Source organism: Achromobacter sp. (assembly GCF_049647645.1).
Taxonomy (GTDB): Bacteria; Pseudomonadota; Gammaproteobacteria; order Burkholderiales; family Burkholderiaceae_B; genus Achromobacter.
This window is the reverse complement of the sequence record NZ_JBARYB010000099.1, coordinates 64,746-85,825: the sequence shown is the minus strand read 5'-3', so window position 1 is coordinate 85,825 and position 21,080 is coordinate 64,746. Positions and strand designations below refer to the sequence as shown.

Below are 21,080 nucleotides of genomic sequence, written 5' to 3'. Positions count from 1 at the left end.
TGCAGGCAGCAGTGCATTTCCATGCGGGCAATCAGCTCGATCCGACAGCCATGGGGCCGCATGGCTGCGGCCGCCCGGCATGCAAATCTTCGCGCGCTATCGCCTCGACAATGTGCCGCGCGTCTTCGCCCACTCCCATAATCAATGCTGACGCGCGGTTGCGTTGCCACGGGCGGCCGACATGGCTCAATCCTGGCACGGGCGAGACACCCTCGCTGTGGTGGAAGCGTCCGTTCGTGTCGACGGCGCCCGGAATATCGATCCAGTTGGTTTGGTCTCGATAGCCGACCGCCCACACCGCCGACGCCACCTTGCGGCGCTCGCCGTCGGCGAAGAGCGCCGTGTCGCCATCGGTTCCGATCAGCCTGGGCCGTAGTTCGACGCCGCGCCGCGCAAGGCTCGCCAAGCCGCGTTCGCGGTCGGGAAAAGGATCCCTGCGCCGCAATGCCTGTCCGATGAAGGACGCAGTTGGCGCCCGCATCAGCCCCAGGCTGCGCAGCCACCACCAGATCGTTTTCCCCAGTACGCATTCGGGAACCAGCTTCCTGGGTTTGCCCGTCGCCAGCATCACCGGATGCGTGGCCGAGGCCAACACGGCAAGATCGCGGCCGCTGGCCCCGTCCCCTACCACCAGGACAGGCCCGTCGGGAAGCGACTCGCCGGCGCCGAAACTCTCCGGCGTCAACTGCACGACCTGCTCGCCGAAGCCGCGCGCGACCGGCGGCTTCACCGGCGCCTGAAACCCGCCGGTCGCGACGATGACATGCGTGGCGGCAACAGTGCCTCCGTCCGACAAGTCGGCCAGAAAACTTCCATCCGCGTCCGCGCTCAGGCCTGCGCGCCACGCGGCAGCCAGCGCCAGAACACGCCGGCCGCTACCAGGCCCAGCGTGCCGACGCCGAACGATGCGCCGCCGAGCGACACCAGGGCGGTCAGCACCGACAGCGCCACCGGTCCGCCGCTCGAACCAAGGTCGGCCATGAAGCGCCAGATGCCGAGAAACTGCGTACGCGCGCCGGCTGGCGCGGCGTCGGCGCCCAGTGTCATCACGATGCCCGATCCTATGCCGTTGCCGAATCCCAGCAGCGCCGACGCCAGGATGAAACTCGCCACCCCGTTGGTGAGCGGGATCGCCATCAGGCTCAGCCCCATCAGCAGCGTGCAAGGCACCGCCACCCACATGCGGCCGCGCTGGTCCATCACCTTGCCCGCCGGATAAAAAACCGACATGTCGACTGCGGCGACCAGCCCGTAGATGAGCGAGGTGGTGGTAGCGTCAAGACCCAGATGGTCTGCCCACAGGGGTATCACCACCTGGCGCGACGCGCGTAGCGCGCTGATCAGCATCACGCCCACGCCGAGCGTGGCGTAGACGCCGCGATGGTCGCGCGCGACCTCGCCCATGCGCGCACGCCGCGCACCCGCGCCCACACCCGCCGAGGGCTCGATGTCTGGCGCCTTGATGGCAATGAATCCCGCGCCGAGCATGGCGCAAATGGCAATCCAATAGGCCCCGTCGAGCCCCAGGAAATGGATCAGCGCCGCCCCCGCGAAGGGGCCGAAGAAGGTACCGATCCGTGTCGTCCCGCCGAGCGTGGACAGGGCGCGCGCCCTGTACGCCAGCGGCACGACCTCTATCATGTAGCTCTGGCGTGCCAGCTGAAACACCGATTGTGCGCACCCCTGCATCAACATGGCCAGCGCCAGCACCCAGAGATTGGGCACGCAGATCACGAGCAGCAGGCCGACCACGCTCAACACGGCTGCGCCGGCCATGGCGCGCTTCTCGCCGTAGCGATGGGTGATCAGCGCGGACGGGATGTTGGAAAGCAGCGAGCCGACTCCGATGAGGGCGGCTATCAGGCCGGCGGTGGCCATCGACGCTCCCTGATCGCGCGCGGTGAGCGCGATCACGGGAAGGATGGCGCCGTTGCTGATGCCATAGAGCAGCGACGGGCCGAACGCCGGCACGGCGATCTGCTTCAGATTGAACGAATCGGGTTGCGGCATGGCGGGAGAATGAGAGGTCGGCCGCCTGCCAGCCGCCTTGCCCCAGGGCACGGAACCGGTCCGGCGGCCATCGGCGCGGGATGCCGGAAGTGTAGCCGCAGCCCCTCGCGCCCGGCTGTCGGCTAGCTGACAACCGCCACGCCTCTTCCCGGCCGCTCAGCGTCCAACGGACACCGGCCTTCGCTTCCCGGCGAAGATGGCCGAATCGCTTGACAATCCTTGACTGTTGAACTCTGGCGATACATTGCAACACACCGTAATATTTTCCGACACAAACCGTGTCAGCCGAGCATGCGCTCGACTGGGTGCTGTTCCACGCATTTGCCTGTCCATGCCCGCAACCCTCCTTGAATGGTCCGTGCCCGCGGCGATCCTGATGTGTGCCATCGGACTCTGCGCCGCACGCTTCATAGGCTTCAATACGCTCCGGTGGGGCTGCGCCCTGGCGTGCCTGGGCGCGGGCTACGCCGTCATGCTGGTGCAGGCCAGCGCGCTTTCCCCATATAAACAGGTCGTCGAGGATGCTTTCATTCTGGGCGGTGTCATCCTGGCCTGTCGCGCCCTCCAAAGCCGCCGCCGCAGCCAGGTTCCGCCCTACTTCGATATTGCAGTACTGCTTGCGTCGACGGCGATGGTAGTCGTCTCGGTGGTGCTGTTTGCCAGCGCAAAACTGGAGACGTTCTTCGTGCAGGCCTGTTGCGCGCTCGTGACCTGGCGGGCCACGCTGTCCTTCGCCAGGCAGGCCGTGACTACATCGGACAGGGTGCTCGCCGCCGCGTTCCTCTTCATCGCGCTGGTGTTGACGGGCCAGTGCATCCTGTACGTTGCCGCCCCGATAGCGCCGCTCGCAACGGGCGAATGGAGAACGTCTGTCTGGGGCATCCTGATCCAATACACCGGACTGCTCGGAAGCATCGTCCTGACCTTCGCGGTCTTCATCGCGACGAGCTACGACGCCATAGAGAAATACCGTCGCCATGCCCATACCGACGCCTTGACGGGCCTGCTGAACCGCCAAGGACTTGATAGCCTGCTTGCCTCCGTTTCCGGGCGCCTGTTCTCGGATGCGGCGACGCCGGCCGCGTTGATCATGGCCGACATCGACAACTTCAAGCGTATCAACGATGACTTCGGCCACCCATTTGGCGACATGGTGCTGGCGCGATTCGGCGCCCTGCTCAGACCGCAAGCAGACACCCGCATCCATGCTGCCCGGCTGGGAGGAGAAGAGTTCCTGCTGCTGCTGCCCGCAACAAATCTTGAAAGCGCCAGCGCCATGGCCGAGGAGATCCGGGCCAGTTTCGTGGCGCAGCGCTGGGCGCCGCAGGTTCCAAACTCGCGTTTCACTGCCAGCATGGGGGTGACCCTCGTACAAGCAGGAGAACCTTTCGCCAGCGCGTTAAAGCGAGTGGACGAACTGCTATACGAGGCAAAGCGACGAGGACGAAACTGCACGGTTGCGGGTGAAGCGTCTGCCGACACCTGGCATGGCCGCCGTGCGCCTGGCGACAACGCAAGCGCTCAAAGTTGTTGCGCTCAGGTATGAAATCGCCGGTCTTCGATCTGGAAGCATGCCGTCGCCATCGCCATGCCGCGACGATCACTGCTCCACGGCGCGTGGCGCATCACTATATCCCTGATTGCGGCGGCCCGGCGCACGCGCTATGGCGTCCCCCGGCCTTCAGCCCCGCCGGCCAAATAGCATCGCCAATCCGAACAGCGCGCCCAGCCCGCCAACGATAGCCAGCGACATCGATGGCTCGCGCAAGGTCAGCGCCATGATCGCCGAACCCACCCCCAGAAAGGCAATCAACAAGCCCACCAGGCGCCCCGCCGTGGAACCATAGAAATGCGTGCGACGCGCCGCCTGCGTACCGGCGGGCTGGCGCTTTTGCCATGCCGCCAACGCCTGCTCGAACTCGCGCAATAGACGTTCACGCGTGGGCAGGTCCACCGCGCTGACCAGTAACGTCGGCAGGCCGGGGCGGACCAGCTTGAGATAATCGTCAGTACCCCAGCTGGACAGCTGAGCGAAGGCGACGGGAGAGCGGCGCGAAAACTCCAGCCCCTCGGACGTCACCTTGACGGTATTGCGTGTGGGAAAACCCTTGAACGCCACCAGCGGCGGCGCCAGCAACCCCAGCACCGCCAGCACGGCCGCCAGGCCGATCGGCCCGCGGTTGAACACCACCAGCATGAAACTGCCCGCCGCCAAGGCAAAGCCCAACGGCACCGACAACTGGTGCCACCGGGTGTAGACCGACGCCTGGATCCCTCCGTTGCCAATCATGTTTGAGCCAATTGCATATTGCATAAGAGGACCGGCTATCGGCGCTGTCGCGCCTCGGCGCGACGCCGGCCGAAGTGCATGATCGCCATGCCCGAGATCGCAAGGGCGGCGCCGATGAACAGATTCGCGGGGGTGGCTTCGCCCAGCCAAAGACTGGAGAACAACACGCCGAATACGGGCACCAGCGTGATGTAGCCGGAGGCCGCGCCGGCACCCAGCATCTTCACGCCTTCGAAATACCAGGCATAAGCGATCGCGGTCGCACCGAACGCCAGGGCCAGCAGGCTGCCCCACGCGCTGGCGGGGGCCTGTCCCAACTCGGCCCAGGCGGGAGCGCCTTCCACGATCAGACTGGTCAGCAGCAACATCAGCGCGCCGATCACGGTGGTCACCGTGGTGGTGGTCAGGGCGTCCACGCCTCTGAGCACCAGCCGGCCGATCAGGGTGTAGGCCACCCAGCAGGCCACGCAGCCTAGCAGCAGCAGTTCGCCGAGGCCCAAGCCGGAACCGGCAGCGGCTTGCGTGGCCCCGCCGCCGATGGCGATATACGCGCCTATGGCCGACAGGACCATGCCGGCCAGGATGGCGGCGTTGAGGTGTTCGCGGAACAGGATCGCCGCCAGCAACAGCGTCGCGCCGGGGTTCAGCGTCACCACGATCGCGGCCTTGCCGGCCGGCACCAGCTGCAGGCTCAACATGAAGAAGCTGGAGTAGCCGAAGACGCCGGCCAGCGCGGCGGCGGCCAGGCCGAGCCATTGATTGCGCGTCAGAGACTTCAGGCCCCGCAGGGCCGAGGCGCGATGCATCCACAGGACCAACGCCACACTGGCAAACAGGAATCGCAGGCTGGCCGCAGCCAGTGGGGCCATCGACTGGGTCACGACCTTGCCCCAAGACCAGGACGCGCCCCATAGCGCCGCCATGCCGACCAGGCGCAGGTGCGTGGCCATCAACGTATTTTTCATCTGTGCTTCGAAGGTGAGGCGCGGTGGGCGCGCAAGGCGAGGGTGCAAATGCAAGGCATCGAGGTTGCCATTCTGGACAGCCGTCGATGCGCATGCGGGATTTTAGCTGGCAGTGGCAGACGCCACGGCGGCCTGGAGGCGGATGTCGAAGCCCACTGATGTTGGAACGACTCGCCATTAAAAAACAATGATTTAGAGAATTTCCACCATCGAGGGTGGAACCGGTGAGTCATTGAGTCTGGAATTTTGCGGGAAAAAGTTCATTGAACTTGGAATTCTTTGCGGCCCGCATCGCTTGGCCGCCGAATAGCCACGTTAGATCGGCTGAAATTCATGCCCAAGCGTGGACTCCCCGTGCACTGGCCACACCCAAATAACGGAACGCCTGTTGCGGGCAAAGCGACTACCGGATGCGGCTTTCACTGCGGCCACCGTTCGGCCTTCGCGCGACCGCGCGTCGCCGAGGGAGTTCACTATTCAGACATCGATATAGCTCTTTGACAGCTTGTTGCACCGGAGCATGGGGCACGAGCAACGCAAAGCATGAGAACACCACATCCCCCTTGAAAGGGATTTGCTTGATGCCCGGAACGTTAAGACTCTCGCTGACCAGCGGGTTCACGATGCTAACGCCTAAGCCCGTCGCCACCATCGTGCAGATCGCTGGAGCAAATGCCGTCTCGATGATGAGCTTGCGCTTATCCGGCCGGAAGGCATGGTCGATAATCCGGCGTGTTCCGTCGCCTGGCGGAAGTGAAATGAAGTCCTCCCCATCCAGGTCGGAAACCGTAATTTTCTTCTTGCGTGCCAGACGATGGCCATCTGGCACGATACAAACGCCTTGCTCTCGGTGCCACTCCGTCACCTTGAGATCAGAGTCGTCCGCGACATAAGCCACCAGGCCAATGTCGCACAAGCCATTGGCGGTCCATTTAGCTACAGTGGGCGAGTCACTGATCTCGACCGAAATCGGAACGTCCGGATACACCTTCCGAAGCGCGAGAAGCGCCTCTGGTAGCAGCCCAATTGCTATCGATGAAACGGTACCAATGCGTACTGCGCCGGTGCCGTGTTCGCGAATGGTTGCGGCAGCTTTCGCAATTCCATCCAGCCCGGCGAATGAGCGCGCCACTTCGCGATACAACGCGTCGGCCTCCGGTGTCGCAATGACACGCCCACCATGTCGCTCGAACAGGGGGAACCCAGTCGCTTTCTCTAGAGACTGAACCAATCGGCTAATGTTCGGCTGCGTGGTGTACAGCTGCGCAGCTGCGCCCGTCATCGAGCCGGTCACCATGACAGCTCGGAACGCCTCAATCTGCTTGAAATTCATGGCCTACCCCGTTCCTGCGCTTCAAAGAATGAAGCGTTAGCGGTGCTAATTTCACCATAATAATTTGACATGACCTACCCCACATATCTTATTTGACCGCATAGTCTACGGCCATGCAGACTCCTCCCATGTCGATGCCCCCCAACATTACTCACGAAGACATTGAGGAACGCCATGAGCATGAAGAAGGTCTTTGCAGCGGCAGCACTTGCCTTTGTCTCGACAACCGCATTTGCGCAAAACTACCCCACGCAACCGGTCAAGCTCATCGTCGGCTTTTCAGCCGGTGGCGCCAATGATGTCATCGCGAGGATCATTGCGCAGGGCATCCAAACCCGCTCGGGTCAGAGCGTCGTTGTCTACAACAAGCCCGGCGCGGGAAGCACACTAGGCACTGACGAGTTGGCTAAAGCCTCCCCGAACGGCTATACCTTGCTGCTCGGCTCCACCGGGGGCCAAGCGATTGCACCGTTCATCTACAAGACACTTCCGTACGACCCGGTGAACGACGTACAGCCCGTCACGCTGATCGCCAAAGCAGCCATTGCGCTGATTGTGAGAAATGAATTTCCAGCTAAGTCCGTCAAGGAACTTCTAGCCTATGCGAAGGCTAACCCTGGCAAGCTCAACTACGCTTCACCTGGCAATGGGACGGGCTCCCATCTGACTGCCGAGCTATTCAAGAAGATGACTGATACGGACATTGTCCATGTTCCATATCGGGGCGACATGCCCGCCATGTCCGATGTAATGGCAGGGCTCGCCGATATGACTTTCGCAAGTCTTCCATCGGCAATCGCCGGTCTCAAATCCGGAAAGGTGCGCATTCTTGCCGTCACAAGCGCGCAGCGCATGAAGTCAATGCCGGACGTCCCGACAATTGCCGAGTCGGGAGTGGCGGGTTTCGATGTCTCGACCTGGTATGGCATGTTCACGACCGGCGGCACCCCAGCTGCGGTTGTGGACTCCATCGCCCATGAGATTGCTCTGGTCGCTCAAGATCCTGCCGCGAAGTCAGCAATCGAAAAACAAGGGGTAGAGGTGGCGGTGAGCAAACCGACCGAGTTCCGCGAGTTCATGAATACGGAAATGAAGCGATGGGGCTCTCTCGCGCGCAGCCTTGATATTGAAGCAAACAACTGATGATGCCCGAAAAATCAATCTCGTCGCTTACTGACTCCTGCGACATTGCCATTGTCGGAGCGGGCCTGGTAGGTCTGGCTATCGGCTATGGAATGCTGCGACGAAGCAGAACGGTCTGCTTCTTTGACAAGGAAGATACGGCCCAGCGTGCTTCACGCAGCAACTTTGGCTTGATTTGGGTTCAAAACAAGGGCGAAAACCTGCCTCGCTATGCAGAGTGGAGCCGAGATTCGTCCCGCCTGATGCCAGCGCTGGCAACTGCCCTCAATGCCGAGACGGGCGTCGATGTTCACCTCGAACAGCCCGGCGGATTCTACTTTTGCTGGTCCGACGAGGAAATGGCGCGTCGGGCCGAGAGCATGCTGGCCCTTCAATCGGCCGTGCTCGGCGACTATCCATTTTCAATGCTTGATCATGCCGACGTCCGGGCGCGATTACCCGAAATCGGCAAGGAGGTCGTCGGCGCATGCTTCACGCCCATGGACGGTCACGTGAATCCCCTCAAGCTCTTGCTGGCCCTGGCCGAAGCGAACCACGCTCGTGGAGCGACCTACAGGTTCGGGACGAACGTTACTGACATCATTCCCGACCCCACCGGCTTTCTAGTGTCGACGGCAACTCACCGCGTGCACGCGAGGAAAATCGTATTGGCAGCGGGACTCGGCATTCGAGACCTCGCACCCAAGCTGGGCCTTCACGCGCCCCTTGTCCCGAGCAGGGGCCAGGTTCTTATCACTGAGCGGGTCAAGCGATTCCTGAGCTTTCCAACCAACAAGCTCAGGCAAACCAACGAAGGAACAGTGCAGATTGGCGACTCCGTGGAAGACGTCGGATTCAATGATTCGACATCACACGATGTCATGCAGTTCATGGCGCGCCGAGCCGTTCGTACATTTCCAATCCTGCGCGATGCGCGGATCGTTCGCGCCTGGGGCGGGCTTCGCGTGATGACGCCGGATGGCTTCCCCATCTACGAAGAGTCCGCCCGTTACCCTGGCGCGTTCGTTGTCACTTGTCACAGCGGCGTGACGCTCTCCGCTGCGCACGCGTTTCAGATCGCCCCATGGATAGATGGGGATGAATTGCCAAATGGACTCTCGGTCCTGAACAGCCGTCGATTCCAGCATGAAGCCTTGGGACCCATGTACGTCAACTGATGAAGCCTCTCATGCTGGAAAAATCCGTATTTACATCGCTAGAACCGACAGCCAAGGTCGTCGTCCAGGTGGACGGCACGAGCGTATCGGTCAATGCCGATCAGTCCGTTGCGGCTGCGCTACTCGCCGCGGGCGTGACTCCTTTCCGCACGACTCCCGTTAACGGAGCTCCTCGCGCTCCCTATTGCATGATGGGAGCGTGCTTCGAATGCCTACTTGAAGTCGACGGCAAACAGAACCAGCAATCATGCCGGATTGCCGTGCGCGAAGGCATGCGCATTAATCGGCAGCAAGGCGCGCGTTCACTAGGGAACCACGATGACCGCTGAGCAGGCCGCAGATATCGTCGTCATTGGAGCCGGTCCGGCGGGCCTTTCGGCAGCCACGGCCGCCGCCAATTCTGGTGCGCGTGTCGTCCTGCTTGATGATCAGGAAATGCCTGGCGGACAGATCTATCGTGCGATTGAGCAGGCTTCCGAAGCGCGCAAGAATATCCTGGGCAAGGACTACGCCGCGGGCGCGGGCATCGTCGAGGCCTTTCGGGCGTCCAAAGCCGTTCACGTCGGTGGCGCGGATATTTGGGACATAACTGGCGAGAGGGAAGTGCACTATCTCCGTGATGGACGATCGCATTCTCTATCCGCAGCACGGGTTGTCCTTTGTACAGGGGCGATGGAGCGGCCGTTTCCGATCTCAGGATGGACCCTGCCCGGCGTGATGACGGCAGGGGCCGCCCAGATCATGCTCAAGAGCGCCGCGCTGATCCCGCAAGAACCGGTAACGATCGCCGGATGCGGTCCGCTCCTCTATTTGCTCGCATGGCAGTATCTCCGAGCGGGCGCGAAGATTCAGGCCATCATCGATACGGCGGAATCGGTTCATGCCCTGAAACTTCTTCCTCAGGCTGTGTCCGCCATCCGCGGTTGGCGATACTTCGCCAAGGGCCTCAAGCTGATGCACAAGATTCGCAAGCATCGGACTCCCTGGTTTCAGGGCGCAACCGATCTCCGGATTGAGGGGCGGGAGCGTGCCGACGGCCTGAGCTTCTCGCACAGAGGGACGAGGCATACCGTTGCTTCCCGTCTCGTTCTCCTGCATCAGGGGGTCGTGCCGAACACGCTCATTAGCATGGGCATCGGTGCGCGGCACATCTGGGACGAAGCACAGTTGTGTTGGAGGCCAGAGGCCGACTCGTCAGGCCGCCTCAGCGTCGATGGTTTCTACATTGCCGGCGACGGCTCCGGAATCGGAGGGGCTGAGGTGGCTGCCATTGGCGGACATATGGCAGGCGTCGCTGCCGCATTCGACCTCGGCTTCCTGGACCAGGCCCGCTATGAAAAGGCGCTGTCATCGAGTCAACGAGTATTGCGCGTCCATGCTGGCGCCCGGGCGCTCATCGATGCGATGTACCGGCCGCCTGCGCACACCCGGGTTCCCGCCTCTGACGATGTACTCGTATGCCGTTGCGAAGAAGTCACGGCCGGAGATCTCCGCCACGCGGTGCGCCTGGGCTGTTCCGGCCCGAATCAAGTCAAGTCGTTCTACCGGTGCGGCATGGGTGCATGCCAGGGCCGCCAATGCAGCCTGACGGCCACGGATCTGATCGCGATGGAGCGACAGTGCTCCCCCGAGGAGGTTGGATACTTGCGCGCGCGCCCCCCGTACAAGCCCATCAATCTTGATCAACTCTCTGCCAAGCCGTAGCAGTTCGTCCGGACGAACTCGAATCTGGCACCTTCTCGCACAACGGAAAACACTATGTCCGACTCGCACGAATCCCGTCTGCAGCAAAGCGGCCTACAACTCTCTTCTCCGCCCGCACCGGCGGCGAACTATGCACCCGTAGTGCGCTCCGGAAATCTCGTTTTCATTGCCGGCCAAGTTCCTACTAAGGAGGGCAAGGATCAATACACCGGCAAAGTCGGCCGCGATGTCACGGTGGCCGACGCCGTGTCAGCTGCACGCTTGTGCGCTGCCAATGTGATTGCTCAACTGCGTGCGTATCTCGGCGGGAGCCTGGACGGCGTTGAAAGATGCGTACGGCTTGGAGGTTTCGTCAATGCCCCCGAAGATTTCGGCGGACATCCTGCGGTACTCAATGGAGCTTCCGATCTGATGGTTGAGATCTTTGGCGAATCTGGCCGCCACGTCAGAGTGGCGGTTGGATGTAGCTCGCTGCCACGCGACGTTCCAGTTGAGGTCGAAGCGACGTTCGAACTGAAGACAAATTTCGATACCAGTTCGACGTAGTCTGCGCGAACTCATTCATGGCCACTTTCTTCAGCATTTCAGACTCCAGTTTGGATGGCATTCTTTGCCCCAAATCCGTGTCTAGAAAATTAAGTGATGATTTCGGCCGCCTGGCGCCTACTCCTCCATAAGACATTCACAGAATGCCGCCATTAACGTGGATTCGGCTTGTTGTTGCGCTGCCAAAATATAGCGAGTAAACACGACCGCGGGGGAGAAAGCCAGGCTGACCACACCGGCGATCTTCAAGTGCCGCGTCACCAGAGGGTTGACCACACTGACTCCCAGCCCCATCGCCACCATATGCAATATTGTGGCTGCATATGGTGTGTCCAGAATCAGCTTGCGACGATCCGGTTCAAAAGCAGCATCAATCGCGGTCCGGGTGCCATCGCCTTGCGTCAATGAGATAAACGCTTCGCCATCCAGGTCACCCGCGGTAATCCTGCGTTTTCGCGCCAAGCGATGTCCTGTCGGCACAATACACACGCCCTCTTCCTCTGCCCAGAGGCTCGCCGTAACGCCTGGCGTATCAGCCAAGTACGAGACCAAGCCTAGGTCACAGTAGCGCGTCGCAGTCCACTTGGCGACCGTGGGTGAATCTCCGGTGTGTATTGAAATCGGCACGTCCGGATAGCGTTGGCGGAACGTCCGAATGGCCTTCGGCATAACGCTCATGGCGATAGATGGCACCGCGCCTATGCGCAACGTACCTGGCCCCACTTGGCGTATCAGGCAGGCAGCATCGGCCAGCGCATCCATGCCCAGGAACGCCCGCTGCACTTCAAGGTAGAACGCTTCTGCTTCGGGTGTCGGAACGAGGCCGCTCGCTCGGCGCTCGAAGAGACGAAACCCTGTCGCGCTTTCCAACTGCCCGATGACTCGACTGACATTCGACTGTGAGGTGTGAAGTTCGCCAGCAGCCAACGTCATGGACCTGGTCAGCATCACGACACGAAAGGTCTCGATATGTTTGAACTTCATCCAAGCGCTCTCCGGCAGGCAGGAACCACGGCATATCAAAACCGCATGCCAATGATGAAAACTGTCATTTGACGTAATGTAGCTCGATTTCCATACTCCACGAATAAGTCAGCGGGCGACTTGCACGCACAGATGGAGCAAATAAGATGAAATCGAAGGTCAGCGGCCGTTTACAGCAAGTCTCCGCGCAGGAAGTCTGCGACCACATTTATCTGCCGCGCCTGAATCGAGAGTTCACCAGCGGATTCGACTACCTTTCAGACATCAACCAAGCGCATCTGCTCATGCTTTTGCATGCAGGCCTCATGCCTCGGGAATCGGCAATCCGCTTGGCGCAGGCTCTGCTGAAAATGGAACAGGACGGTCCCTCGGCCGTGCCGCTGGATCCGCAAAGGGAAGACGCCTATTTCAACTACGAAGCCCAGCTGATGCGACTTGCGGGTTCGGATGTGGGCGGCCGCCTGCATGTGGCACGCAGTCGCAATGACATCCTCGCCACGCACGACCGGCTGCGGGCTCGCAACGCCGGCCTAGACGTCCTCGATGCGCTGAACAACGTGCGCGAGGTGGCGATATCACGCGCGCAAGAGTATGCCAACGTGGTCATGCCGGGCTACACGCATCTTCAATCCGCTCAACCCATCACGTATGGCCATTACCTGATCGCGGCGGCCGACGCCATCGCGCGCGACGCAGCCCGCATTGAGCAGGCGTTGCAACACATCGACGCCTGCCCACTGGGCGCCGGCGCACTGGCCGGCACAACGTTTCCTATACAGCGAGACCATACCGCGCGGCTTCTTGGCTTCGACCACAGCGTGGCCAATTCCCTGGATGCCGTGGCATCGCGGGACTTCGCCTGGGAACTGATGTCCGCCATGACAATCGCGTCCTTGACGTGGGGCCGGATCGCACAGGACTTCTACGTGTGGGCCACTCCCGAGTTCGGACTCATCGAGTTTCCTGACCGGGTGGCAGGCACATCCAGCATCATGCCGCAGAAGAAAAACCCCGTCGTGCTGGAGTATCTGAAAGGCAAGACCAGCCACCTCATTGCGCTGTTTACCGCGTCCATGACGGCTGTGAAGGGCACTCACTTTACTCATAGCGGTGATGGCAACCGGGAAAGCATGCGCAGTTTCTGGGAAAGCTCAGACGAGTGCATCCGCTGCCTGACGCTGTTCCGCCTAGTACTCGAGTCTGCTCAACCGGTCGAGCAGACGATGTTGCACAAGGCACGGACCAACTTCTCCACCGCGACCGATCTGGCAGACGCCCTGGTACGTGAAGTGGGCCTGTCGTTCCGCGAGGCGCATCACGCGGTGGGTGCGGTGGTGTACCAAGCCATCGAAGGCGGCCTGGCGGCCGACCAGATCACGGTAGACATGGTCAACGCTGCCGCCTCGGAGCAGTGCGGGCGCGACATCCGCCTCGATGCCGCGTCAGTACGACGGTGTCTGGATCCGCTGGCCAGCATACAAGCCCGTTCGGCCCATGGCGGTCCCGCGCCCGCTCTTGCAAGCCAGCGCATCGGCGAATTGCATGTCGCGCTGACGGAAGCCAGAAGGCTGGCGGCGGCACACCGAACCGCCGTCGCCGCCGCACGTGTCTCGCTCAAACAGAAGGTCGCCGAGCTAGCCGCGACGCCGTTGCCATAGCGCTTGACTCATACGCAGCGCTTCCTATTCTTACTACACAAGGGGTTCCATCATGAAGCTTGCCTTCACGCTCGCCACCGCCTCAGCCTTGGCATTTTCCTGCGCCGCCGTTGCAGAAACCTATCCAAGCAAGCCCATCCGCCTGATCATCCCGTTCGCCGTCGGGGGCAGCACCGACAATCTGGGCCGGGTCCTGGCGGCCCGTCTGTCGGAAAAACTGGGTCAACAAGTCGTTGCGGACAATCGCCCCGGGGCCGGCGGGAACATTGGCACCGACCTGGTGGCCAAGGCCCCGGCGGATGGGTACACGCTCCTACTAGCCACTGAAGGCACCTTGGGCATCAACCCATCCCTCTACAAGAAGCTGCCGTTCGATCCGGAAAGGGACTTCACGCCGATCGCGCTGTTCGCCAGCGTGCCCAATATCCTGGTCGTCAATCCCAAGGTCCAGGCCAAGACGGTGGGCGAGCTTGTCGCCTATGCCAAGAGCAAACCGGCGGCGTTGAATATGGGTTCGGCAGGCAATGGCACCACCAATCATCTCTCAGGCGAACTATTCCAGGCAATGACAGGTGCGTCCTTCACTCACGTGCCGTACAAAGGCAGCGGTCCCGCCATGGCGGATCTCCTGGCGAACCAGATTCAGTTGATGTTCGACAATTTTCCCGGATCGTTGCCCCAGGTAAAAGCGGGGGGACTGCGCGCCCTGGCCGTGACCAGCGCCAAGCGCTCGCCACTGCTGCCGGATGTCCCCACCATGGCCGAGGCGGGCGTGCCCGGTTATGACGTGGAGGTCTGGTTCGGCGTAGCAGCCCCCAAAGGCCTGCCCACGGACACCCTGGCGACTCTCTCCAAGGCGATCACCGAAATCACGGAGGAGCCTGCCACGGTGCAAAAGATCCTAAGCATAGGCGCGACTCCCCTGACGTCTACGCCATCTGAATTTGGCCAGCGGATCCACAGCGCCAAAGAAAAATGGGCGCCGATCGTCGCTCAGTCGGGTGCGACCATTGATTAGGACGGCTGGCTGAAGCGCCCTCGCCCATTTCGAAATCAACAACAGCCGGCAGGCATACAGGACCATGCGAGGAACAGTCGTGCGCGCTGCACCCGTGCGATCGCCTTGCCTTTAGCCCAACAGCCAAAAGGGCGTCAATCCGCAGCCGACGATGTGCTGCCGAGACGCGGTCTCCAGATGTTCCAGCTATCCCGTTCCCATCCGGGTTTTCGATCAATCGACACTGGAGACAGGATAGCCGGCGGAACCTCGACTCCAATGCAATCAAATACTTAGCGAAGCTAGCCAAAAGGCGCAATGTCGCCGCGGTGAGACCTAGCCGTGCGCTATTCGCCCATACGATCTCTTTCGCTTTTCATCCCTTCTGGCAGCGCTGGGGGCTGTGCGCCTGTTCCGACCGGGTTCAAACGATCCGCGATCTCGCGCTGAACTCGCCACAGATGGACGCGCATGCTCTGTTCGGCCGCATCCGGCGATCGGCGCGCGATGGCTTCCGCGATTGCGCGATGCTCCTGATCACGCATCTGTATGCGCTCGCGCGTGGTTTGTGTTGTGGTGGGAATGTGCAGGCGCTGGTCGGCGCCGACATGGCGCAAAAATGCGTAGAGGCTTGCCGCCAGTTGGTTCCCGGAGCTATCCGCCAGCAACTTGTGGAACGCAATATCCCCGGTCGAGCGCGCGACCCCTGATGGCGTTGTAGCGGCTTCAAGAATTTTTGCGATTTGCACCGGCGAGGCCCGGATTGCGGCCAATCGCGCAATTGCCGGCTCCAGCACCGCGCGCAGCTCGATCACCTCAAGCGCATTCGTCTCCTGGACCACTACATCGCCTTTAAGAATAGGCGGATCGTTGCGACGAATGGCAGGCCGCGGCAGTTCCGACACCTCACGCATCTTGTCCAGGGCAAGGCGTAAACGATGACGATTGACGTTCAGTTGCGCGGCGAGAACCCGCTCGGAAGGCAATTCTTCTCCTTTGCCCAACAACGCTCGGATCTGCGTAATCAACCTGCGTATGTCATTGGAAACCTCGGGTTGGCGGGTACGTGCCATTGTTTCCTCGCGTCATATTTTCGCGACCATCTTAGATTCGAAAGCGCTTAAATCGCAATAAAAATAAGCAACCGGTTGAGAATTTAGATAACTCCATTTTTTTAATTAACTCATTGTTTTTAAAATGAATTTTTTAATTTCAATGTACAGCAACCCTAGAAATTAGGGGTTTTCCATATCGAACCACAAATACCGTTTACACAACCATTGGTTGTTATTAGATTTGTTCCGCCATGTTGTTAATCAATAACTTTCAAGGGGAACGTGTATGCACCCAACCAGTCCCGCCAGCGGCGCTCGAGAAGCGGATTTGCGGTCCATGTATGAGCAGATCGACCGGAAATCCATGTTTCCGTTCTGGGCCCGCGAGAACGAGGCGCACGACGACATAAAGCAGCTCGTCAGCGGCCCCAAGGCGGTGCCTTACCGGTGGTCGTACAAGGAAGATATCCAGCCCCTGCTTGCCGAATCGGCGCGGCTGATCTCGACCGAGAACACGGACCGCCGTTCGCTGATCCTGGTCAATCCGGCCCTGGCCCCGCGCCGCGCGACCGTATCGACCCTCTACACGGCATACCGGCAGAACGATCCCAACGAGATCATGCCGCCGCACTCGCACACCGCCAGCGCCATCCGCTTCGGACTGACCGGCCAGCAGAACTTCACGGGCGTCGAAGGCGAAGACATCACCTTCCTGCCTGGCGACATGGTGCTCACGCCGCGCGACACCTGGCACAACCATGGCAATCTCGGCAACGAGCCCGCCATCAATCTGTCGGTGCTCGACTACCCGCTAGTCGAAAACCTCAATGCGCTGAGCTTCAAGCACGACTACCAGGAGAATGGCGAAGTCGTGCGCAAGCAGAGCGCCCGCTTCCAGACGGAGTACTCGCGCACGGTCTATGGCGTGGGCGGCCTGACGCCCCGCTTCGTCGACCACCGGCGCGGCGGCGGCGACTCCTCGCCCATGTTCGTCTATCGCTATGAAGCCATGCGCGAGCTGCTCTACCGCTTCCGCGACTGGGACGAATCGCCTCAGGAAGGCCTGCTCGTCGAATACACGCACCCGTTGCGGGGCGGCCCTGTGTACCGGACGATGACCTTCTTCATGCAGATGGTCCGTCCCGGAGAGAAGACGCTTCCCCTCAAGCAAACGGCCAATCTCCTGGTCGCGCCGTTCTCCGGCCAAGGTTCCATGACGATCGGCGAAGACAGCTTCAAGCTCGAGCCCTTCGACACCGTGGCCGTTCCCAGCGACACCTGGGTCCAGTACCGCAACGACCACACCGAACCGCTGATCCTCTTCATCGCCAGCGACGAGCCGGCGCTGCGCGCGATGGGCCTCTTCCATCAGTGGGGCCGCACCGCACAGGGCGACCTCATTGAATTGGTCTGAGGGAGACCGGTCTTGGCTAAAGCTTGGAATACCTCGTTGGTCGCCCATGTGGACTGCGAAGGCGGCGGGCAGGTCTGGGTGGAAGGGAACACGATGTTCGTGTCCCACATGCGGCCGCCCTATGGCACCTCGATCTACGACGTCGAGGATCCTCGGCGGCCCCGGCTGCTGGCCTCGCTCGAAGTGCCGATAGGATGGCATTCGCACAAAGTGCGGGCCAAGGACGGCCTGATGATCGTCAACTATGAGAAGTTCCGCACCGGCGCGGACGACTTTGGCGGCGGACTAGGCATCTACGACGTCAGCCGTCCCGATCGTCCCCGCCTCATCAAGCACTGGAAGACGGGCACGCAGGGCGGAGGCGTGCATCGCTACGATTTCGACGGCCGCTACGCCTACATTTCACCCACGGCTCCCGGCTTCATCGGCAACATCGTGAAGATCCTGGACCTGCAGGAACCATCGCGTCCCGAAGAGGTGGGAAGCTGGTGGATTCCCGGCCAGAACATGCAGGCCGGTGAAGACTATCCGTGGGAAAACTATGTCCCGCCTCGCTGCCATCACCCGCTGCGCATGGGGAACCGCCTGTACGTGTCCTATTGGCACCATGGAATGTTCATCCTGGATATCGAGGACCTGTCGCGGCCCAAGCTGGTCTCGCAATTCAACACAGGTCCGGCGCATCCTCACCCGACCCACACGGCCCTGCCGATGCCCATGCTGCTGAAAGGCCGGCAGATCCTGGTCGTGGCCGACGAAGACGTCGCCAAGCTGCGCCCGTCGCCGCCGGCCTTCACCTGGCTGTTCGACATCACCGACGAGCGACAGCCCATCCCCGTCTCGACGTTCCAGGTGGACGGCGTCGATCCGGACGGCACGCCGAAAGAACCCATGTCGGGCTGTCACCAGCCGGCCGAGCGCTTCACGGGCAGCGTCCTGCCCTTTGCCTGGTTCGCGCGCGGCCTGCGTCTGGTCGACGTCAGCGATCCCTTCAGGCCCACGGAAGTCGGCTACTACGAACCGGACACGCCCGCCGGGTTCGAGCGGGTTTCGTCGAACGACGTCACGACCGACTCGCGCGGTCTGCTCTATCTGCTGGACAGGCAACGCGGGCTGGACATCATCGAAAGCTCCGTCTACGGAAACTGAAATGGCATATCTACAGCAAGCCTTTGGCAAAAAAAATCCCAACCTTCCCTTCCACCCCGCAGTACGCGCGGGTGACTTCGTCTTCGTGTCCGGCCAGGTCGCCAAGGACGAGAACGGCGTGATGCAGGACGGCACGATCGAGCAATTGACGCGCAGCACCATCGAAGCGATGCGCCGCGCCCTGCAGGGCGCCGGCTGCGACCTGGCGGACGTCGTCAAGGTCACGACCTACCTGGAAGACGCGCGCGACTTCGGCCGCTACAACGGCGTCTTCAAGGAGTACTTCCCGGACGGCATGCTAGCGCGCACCACGGTAGAAGCGCGTGCCGTCATCGACACCAAGATCGAGATCGAATGCATGGCCTACAAGCCGCTTTGACCGCACGTACATAACCAAACCAATTCAAGGGAGTCTCATCATGTTGGAAGTTCTCGGCCGCGCCACGTCCGGCAATGTTCAGAAAGTGCTGTTCCTGCTGGAGGAACTGAAGGTTCCCTACCTGCGCAAGGACTACGGCAAGACGTTCGAAGGAACGACGCTCACGGGGGAATACAAAGCCATCAATCCCACGCAGAAGGTGCCGACGCTGCGCGACGGCGACCTGCACATCTGGGAGTCGCACACGATCCTGCGTTACATCGCCAACACGCACGACGGCGTAGCGCTGTACCCCGCCGATCCCGCGGCGCGCAGTCAGGTCGAGCGCTGGATGGACTGGACCCTCGCGTCGCTGAACGTCGCCTACCTGGCGGGCTTCAAAGAGGCCAAGCTGCCCGCGGAAGAGCTGACCGACGCCGCGGCCAAGCTGCTGACCGCGGAGCTGTCCCTGCTCGATGGCCATTTGGCGGGCAAGACCTGGGTGGCAGGCAATGCGTTCTCCCTGGCCGATATCTGCCTGGCCCCGCTGGTCCGGCGCTGCCTGAAATTCCCTCACGCCAAGCCCGAACTGCCCAACGTGAAGGCCTGGATAAAGCGAATCGAGGACAGGTCCGCTTTCGGCACGGCCGTCGCGGCCGGTTGAGGTCGGACATGGAGACCCGCATGCACAAACCGCCTGACGACTCGCAGATCCGCGCACGCGGACTGACTGTCGACTTCGACACTCGCGCCGGACGCGTGCGGGTGCTCAACGACATCGACGTCGACATCGCGAAGGGATCCTTCACGTCCATCATCGGCCCGTCGGGCTGCGGCAAGAGCACCCTGCTGAAGGTCTTCGCCGGACTCGTTCCGCCGACCGGCGGCGACGTCCGCGTGGCCGGCGTCCAGCCCACGGAAGCGGTGCGCCAGCGCCGCGTGGGCATGGTCTTCCAGGAAGCGGCGTTGATGCCCTGGCGCACCGCGCTCGAAAACGTCTGCTCGCTGATGCACCTGGTGCATGCGCGGCCCAAGGATGAAATCCTTCAGCGCGGCCGCGACATGCTGCGGCTCGTAGGGCTGGAGTACGCGGCCGACCGGTATCCCGGGCAGCTGTCGGGTGGCATGCGCCAGCGCGTCTCCATTGCCCGGGCCCTGGCCCTGGACCCGGAGGTCCTGATGATGGACGAGCCGTTCGGCGCCCTGGACGCCATCACCCGCGAAACCATGAGCGACTTCCTGCTGGAAATCTGGCAGCGCACCGGCAAGACCATCGTCTTCGTCACCCATTCCATCGACGAGGCGGTCTACCTCTCGGACCGCGTCTACGTCATGGCCACCAATCCCGCTCGCATCGTCGACTGCCTGCCGATCGCGTTGCCTGGCCCGCGCTGCGAAGCCACATTCGCCAAGCCCGAATTCCACGAGAAGTCCTATCAGCTTCGCCAGCTGCTCAAGACGGGCCATGCCCAGGGGAGCGCATCATGACGGCGGGTACCACCATGAAAACCAAAGCCCAGCCGCAAGTCCCTTCCGTTCCCCGGCTGCCCGGCAGGATCCGCTATGCGCTCGGCTCGGCGATGCCCAGCATCGTGCTCGTTCTGATCATCCTGGCGGCCTGGGAGGCCTGTGTCCGCGTTCTGGAGGTGCCCGCGTTTGTCGTGCCCGCGCCGACGGACATCGCGGCCGTCCTGGTCGAACGGCAGGCGGAGCTAATCCAGGCCTCGCTCGTCACGGGCGCCGAGATCCTGTACGGCTTTTTGTACTCGTGCCTCGTGGGCATCGCGATCGCGCTCCTGGTCGACCGCTATGCCTGGTTCGGCCGCGCAAGCTACCCGCTGATCGTGCTGTTCCAGAACGTGCCCAAGATTGCCCTGGCGCCGCTGCTGATCCTCTGGTTCGGGTACGACCTGCTGCCGAAGATCGCCCTGATCGTGATCATGGCCTTCTTCCCGGTCACGCTCAATATGCTGGTCGGCCTGCGGTCGGCGGACGCCAACCTGGTTGCGCTACTCAGGTCCATCGGCGCAACGCCGAACCAGATACTGCGCCAGGTCAAGATCCCGGCTTCGCTGCCGGCCCTGATGGCGGGGATGAAGGTGGCGATCACCCTGAGCGTGATCGGCGCGATCGTGGGCGAGTTCGTCGGCGCCTCGGCCGGGCTGGGCTACATGATCCAGTTCGCATCGAGTCAGATGGAAACGGCGCTGGTGTTCGCCGCGCTGGTCCAGATCTCGGTGCTCGGCGTCTTCTTCTACTACATCATTGAATTCATAGAACACCGGTTTCTGGGCTGGGCCACTCACTAATCCGAATC

21 protein-coding genes are annotated in these 21,080 nt (G+C 61.7%); 14 read left to right on the top strand and 7 right to left on the bottom strand.

All coding sequences use genetic code 11. The features are described 5' to 3' along the window. Nucleotides 1-31: 31 nt before the first annotated feature. Both WBB14_RS12125 and WBB14_RS12120 read right to left on the bottom strand, forming a co-directional pair. The gene (locus WBB14_RS12125) at nucleotides 32-796 is read right to left on the bottom strand and encodes a hypothetical protein (protein ID WP_424240032.1); all 765 of its coding nucleotides are present in this window, start codon (nucleotides 794-796) and stop codon (nucleotides 32-34) included. Nucleotides 797-828: 32 nt separating this feature from the next. Next, a complete protein-coding gene (locus WBB14_RS12120; protein ID WP_424240031.1) occupies nucleotides 829-2,010 on the bottom strand; it encodes an MFS transporter in 1,182 nt (393 codons plus the stop codon). A 331-nt stretch (nucleotides 2,011-2,341) separates the two neighbouring features. On the opposite strand from WBB14_RS12120, the gene WBB14_RS12115 reads away from it, so the two are divergent. After that, nucleotides 2,342-3,556: a GGDEF domain-containing protein gene (locus tag WBB14_RS12115; RefSeq protein WP_424240030.1), complete on the top strand. Its 1,215-nt coding sequence runs from the start codon at nucleotides 2,342-2,344 to the stop codon at nucleotides 3,554-3,556. Between the two features lie 135 nt (nucleotides 3,557-3,691). Here the strand turns inward: WBB14_RS12115 and WBB14_RS12110 are convergent, their stop codons facing one another. From WBB14_RS12110 to WBB14_RS12100, 3 genes are all read right to left on the bottom strand, one after another. Next, a complete protein-coding gene (locus tag WBB14_RS12110) occupies nucleotides 3,692-4,300 on the bottom strand; it encodes a hypothetical protein (protein ID WP_424240029.1) in 609 nt (202 codons plus the stop codon). Nucleotides 4,301-4,335: 35 nt separating this feature from the next. Then, the gene (locus tag WBB14_RS12105; RefSeq protein WP_424240028.1) at nucleotides 4,336-5,265 is read right to left on the bottom strand and encodes a DMT family transporter; all 930 of its coding nucleotides are present in this window, start codon (nucleotides 5,263-5,265) and stop codon (nucleotides 4,336-4,338) included. Between the two features lie 403 nt (nucleotides 5,266-5,668). After that, nucleotides 5,669-6,598 (bottom strand): LysR family transcriptional regulator, encoded by a 930-nt coding sequence (locus WBB14_RS12100; protein ID WP_424240027.1) that lies wholly within the window; start codon nucleotides 6,596-6,598, stop codon nucleotides 5,669-5,671. Between the two features lie 174 nt (nucleotides 6,599-6,772). Between WBB14_RS12100 and WBB14_RS12095 the strand changes: the two genes are divergently transcribed. Genes WBB14_RS12095 through WBB14_RS12075 form a run of 5 tightly spaced genes read left to right on the top strand, consistent with a single transcriptional unit; the run spans nucleotide 6,773 to nucleotide 11,148 of the window. Further along, on the top strand, nucleotides 6,773-7,741 hold the full coding sequence (locus tag WBB14_RS12095; RefSeq protein ID WP_424240026.1) for a Bug family tripartite tricarboxylate transporter substrate binding protein: 969 nt from the start codon (nucleotides 6,773-6,775) through the stop codon (nucleotides 7,739-7,741). Continuing rightward, the gene (locus WBB14_RS12090) at nucleotides 7,741-8,898 is read left to right on the top strand and encodes an NAD(P)/FAD-dependent oxidoreductase (protein ID WP_424240025.1); all 1,158 of its coding nucleotides are present in this window, start codon (nucleotides 7,741-7,743) and stop codon (nucleotides 8,896-8,898) included. The genes WBB14_RS12095 and WBB14_RS12090 overlap by 1 nt, the downstream gene beginning before the upstream one ends. An 11-nt stretch (nucleotides 8,899-8,909) precedes the next feature. Beyond that, on the top strand, nucleotides 8,910-9,227 hold the full coding sequence (locus WBB14_RS12085; RefSeq protein ID WP_424240024.1) for a (2Fe-2S)-binding protein: 318 nt from the start codon (nucleotides 8,910-8,912) through the stop codon (nucleotides 9,225-9,227). Beyond that, nucleotides 9,217-10,602, top strand: a complete 1,386-nt coding sequence (locus WBB14_RS12080) for an FAD-dependent oxidoreductase (protein ID WP_424240023.1) — start codon at nucleotides 9,217-9,219, stop codon at nucleotides 10,600-10,602. Before WBB14_RS12085 ends, WBB14_RS12080 begins: the two co-directional genes overlap by 11 nt. A gap of 54 nt (nucleotides 10,603-10,656) precedes the next feature. After that, nucleotides 10,657-11,148 (top strand): RidA family protein, encoded by a 492-nt coding sequence (locus tag WBB14_RS12075; protein ID WP_424240022.1) that lies wholly within the window; start codon nucleotides 10,657-10,659, stop codon nucleotides 11,146-11,148. A 117-nt stretch (nucleotides 11,149-11,265) separates the two neighbouring features. Here the strand turns inward: WBB14_RS12075 and WBB14_RS12070 are convergent, their stop codons facing one another. Then, on the bottom strand, nucleotides 11,266-12,132 hold the full coding sequence (locus tag WBB14_RS12070; RefSeq protein ID WP_424240021.1) for a LysR family transcriptional regulator: 867 nt from the start codon (nucleotides 12,130-12,132) through the stop codon (nucleotides 11,266-11,268). A 146-nt stretch (nucleotides 12,133-12,278) separates the two neighbouring features. On the opposite strand from WBB14_RS12070, the gene argH reads away from it, so the two are divergent. Continuing rightward, on the top strand, nucleotides 12,279-13,790 hold the full coding sequence (argH, locus tag WBB14_RS12065) for an argininosuccinate lyase (protein WP_424240020.1): 1,512 nt from the start codon (nucleotides 12,279-12,281) through the stop codon (nucleotides 13,788-13,790). A 52-nt stretch (nucleotides 13,791-13,842) separates the two neighbouring features. Further along, the gene (locus WBB14_RS12060) at nucleotides 13,843-14,808 is read left to right on the top strand and encodes a Bug family tripartite tricarboxylate transporter substrate binding protein (RefSeq protein WP_424240019.1); all 966 of its coding nucleotides are present in this window, start codon (nucleotides 13,843-13,845) and stop codon (nucleotides 14,806-14,808) included. Between the two features lie 326 nt (nucleotides 14,809-15,134). Here WBB14_RS12060 and WBB14_RS12055 read toward each other — a convergent pair whose 3' ends face one another. Then, nucleotides 15,135-15,860, bottom strand: a complete 726-nt coding sequence (locus WBB14_RS12055; protein ID WP_424240018.1) for a FadR/GntR family transcriptional regulator — start codon at nucleotides 15,858-15,860, stop codon at nucleotides 15,135-15,137. Nucleotides 15,861-16,179: 319 nt separating this feature from the next. On the opposite strand from WBB14_RS12055, the gene WBB14_RS12050 reads away from it, so the two are divergent. The 6 genes from WBB14_RS12050 to WBB14_RS12025 are packed head-to-tail and all read left to right on the top strand — an operon-like array spanning nucleotide 16,180 to nucleotide 21,072. Next, on the top strand, nucleotides 16,180-17,256 hold the full coding sequence (locus WBB14_RS12050; RefSeq protein WP_424240017.1) for a cupin domain-containing protein: 1,077 nt from the start codon (nucleotides 16,180-16,182) through the stop codon (nucleotides 17,254-17,256). Nucleotides 17,257-17,268: 12 nt separating this feature from the next. Then, nucleotides 17,269-18,405, top strand: a complete 1,137-nt coding sequence (locus WBB14_RS12045; RefSeq protein WP_424240016.1) for an LVIVD repeat-containing protein — start codon at nucleotides 17,269-17,271, stop codon at nucleotides 18,403-18,405. Between the two features lies 1 nt (nucleotide 18,406). Continuing rightward, on the top strand, nucleotides 18,407-18,784 hold the full coding sequence (locus WBB14_RS12040; protein WP_424240015.1) for a RidA family protein: 378 nt from the start codon (nucleotides 18,407-18,409) through the stop codon (nucleotides 18,782-18,784). 40 nt (nucleotides 18,785-18,824) lie between these two features. Further along, nucleotides 18,825-19,427, top strand: coding sequence for a glutathione S-transferase family protein (locus tag WBB14_RS12035; RefSeq protein WP_424240014.1), 603 nt, complete (start codon nucleotides 18,825-18,827; stop codon nucleotides 19,425-19,427). A gap of 20 nt (nucleotides 19,428-19,447) precedes the next feature. Next, complete coding sequence (locus WBB14_RS12030) at nucleotides 19,448-20,251, top strand: ABC transporter ATP-binding protein (RefSeq protein WP_424240013.1); 804 nt, start codon at nucleotides 19,448-19,450, stop codon at nucleotides 20,249-20,251. After that, nucleotides 20,248-21,072 (top strand): ABC transporter permease, encoded by an 825-nt coding sequence (locus WBB14_RS12025; RefSeq protein ID WP_424240012.1) that lies wholly within the window; start codon nucleotides 20,248-20,250, stop codon nucleotides 21,070-21,072. Before WBB14_RS12030 ends, WBB14_RS12025 begins: the two co-directional genes overlap by 4 nt. The last annotated feature ends 8 nt before the right edge of the window (nucleotides 21,073-21,080 follow it).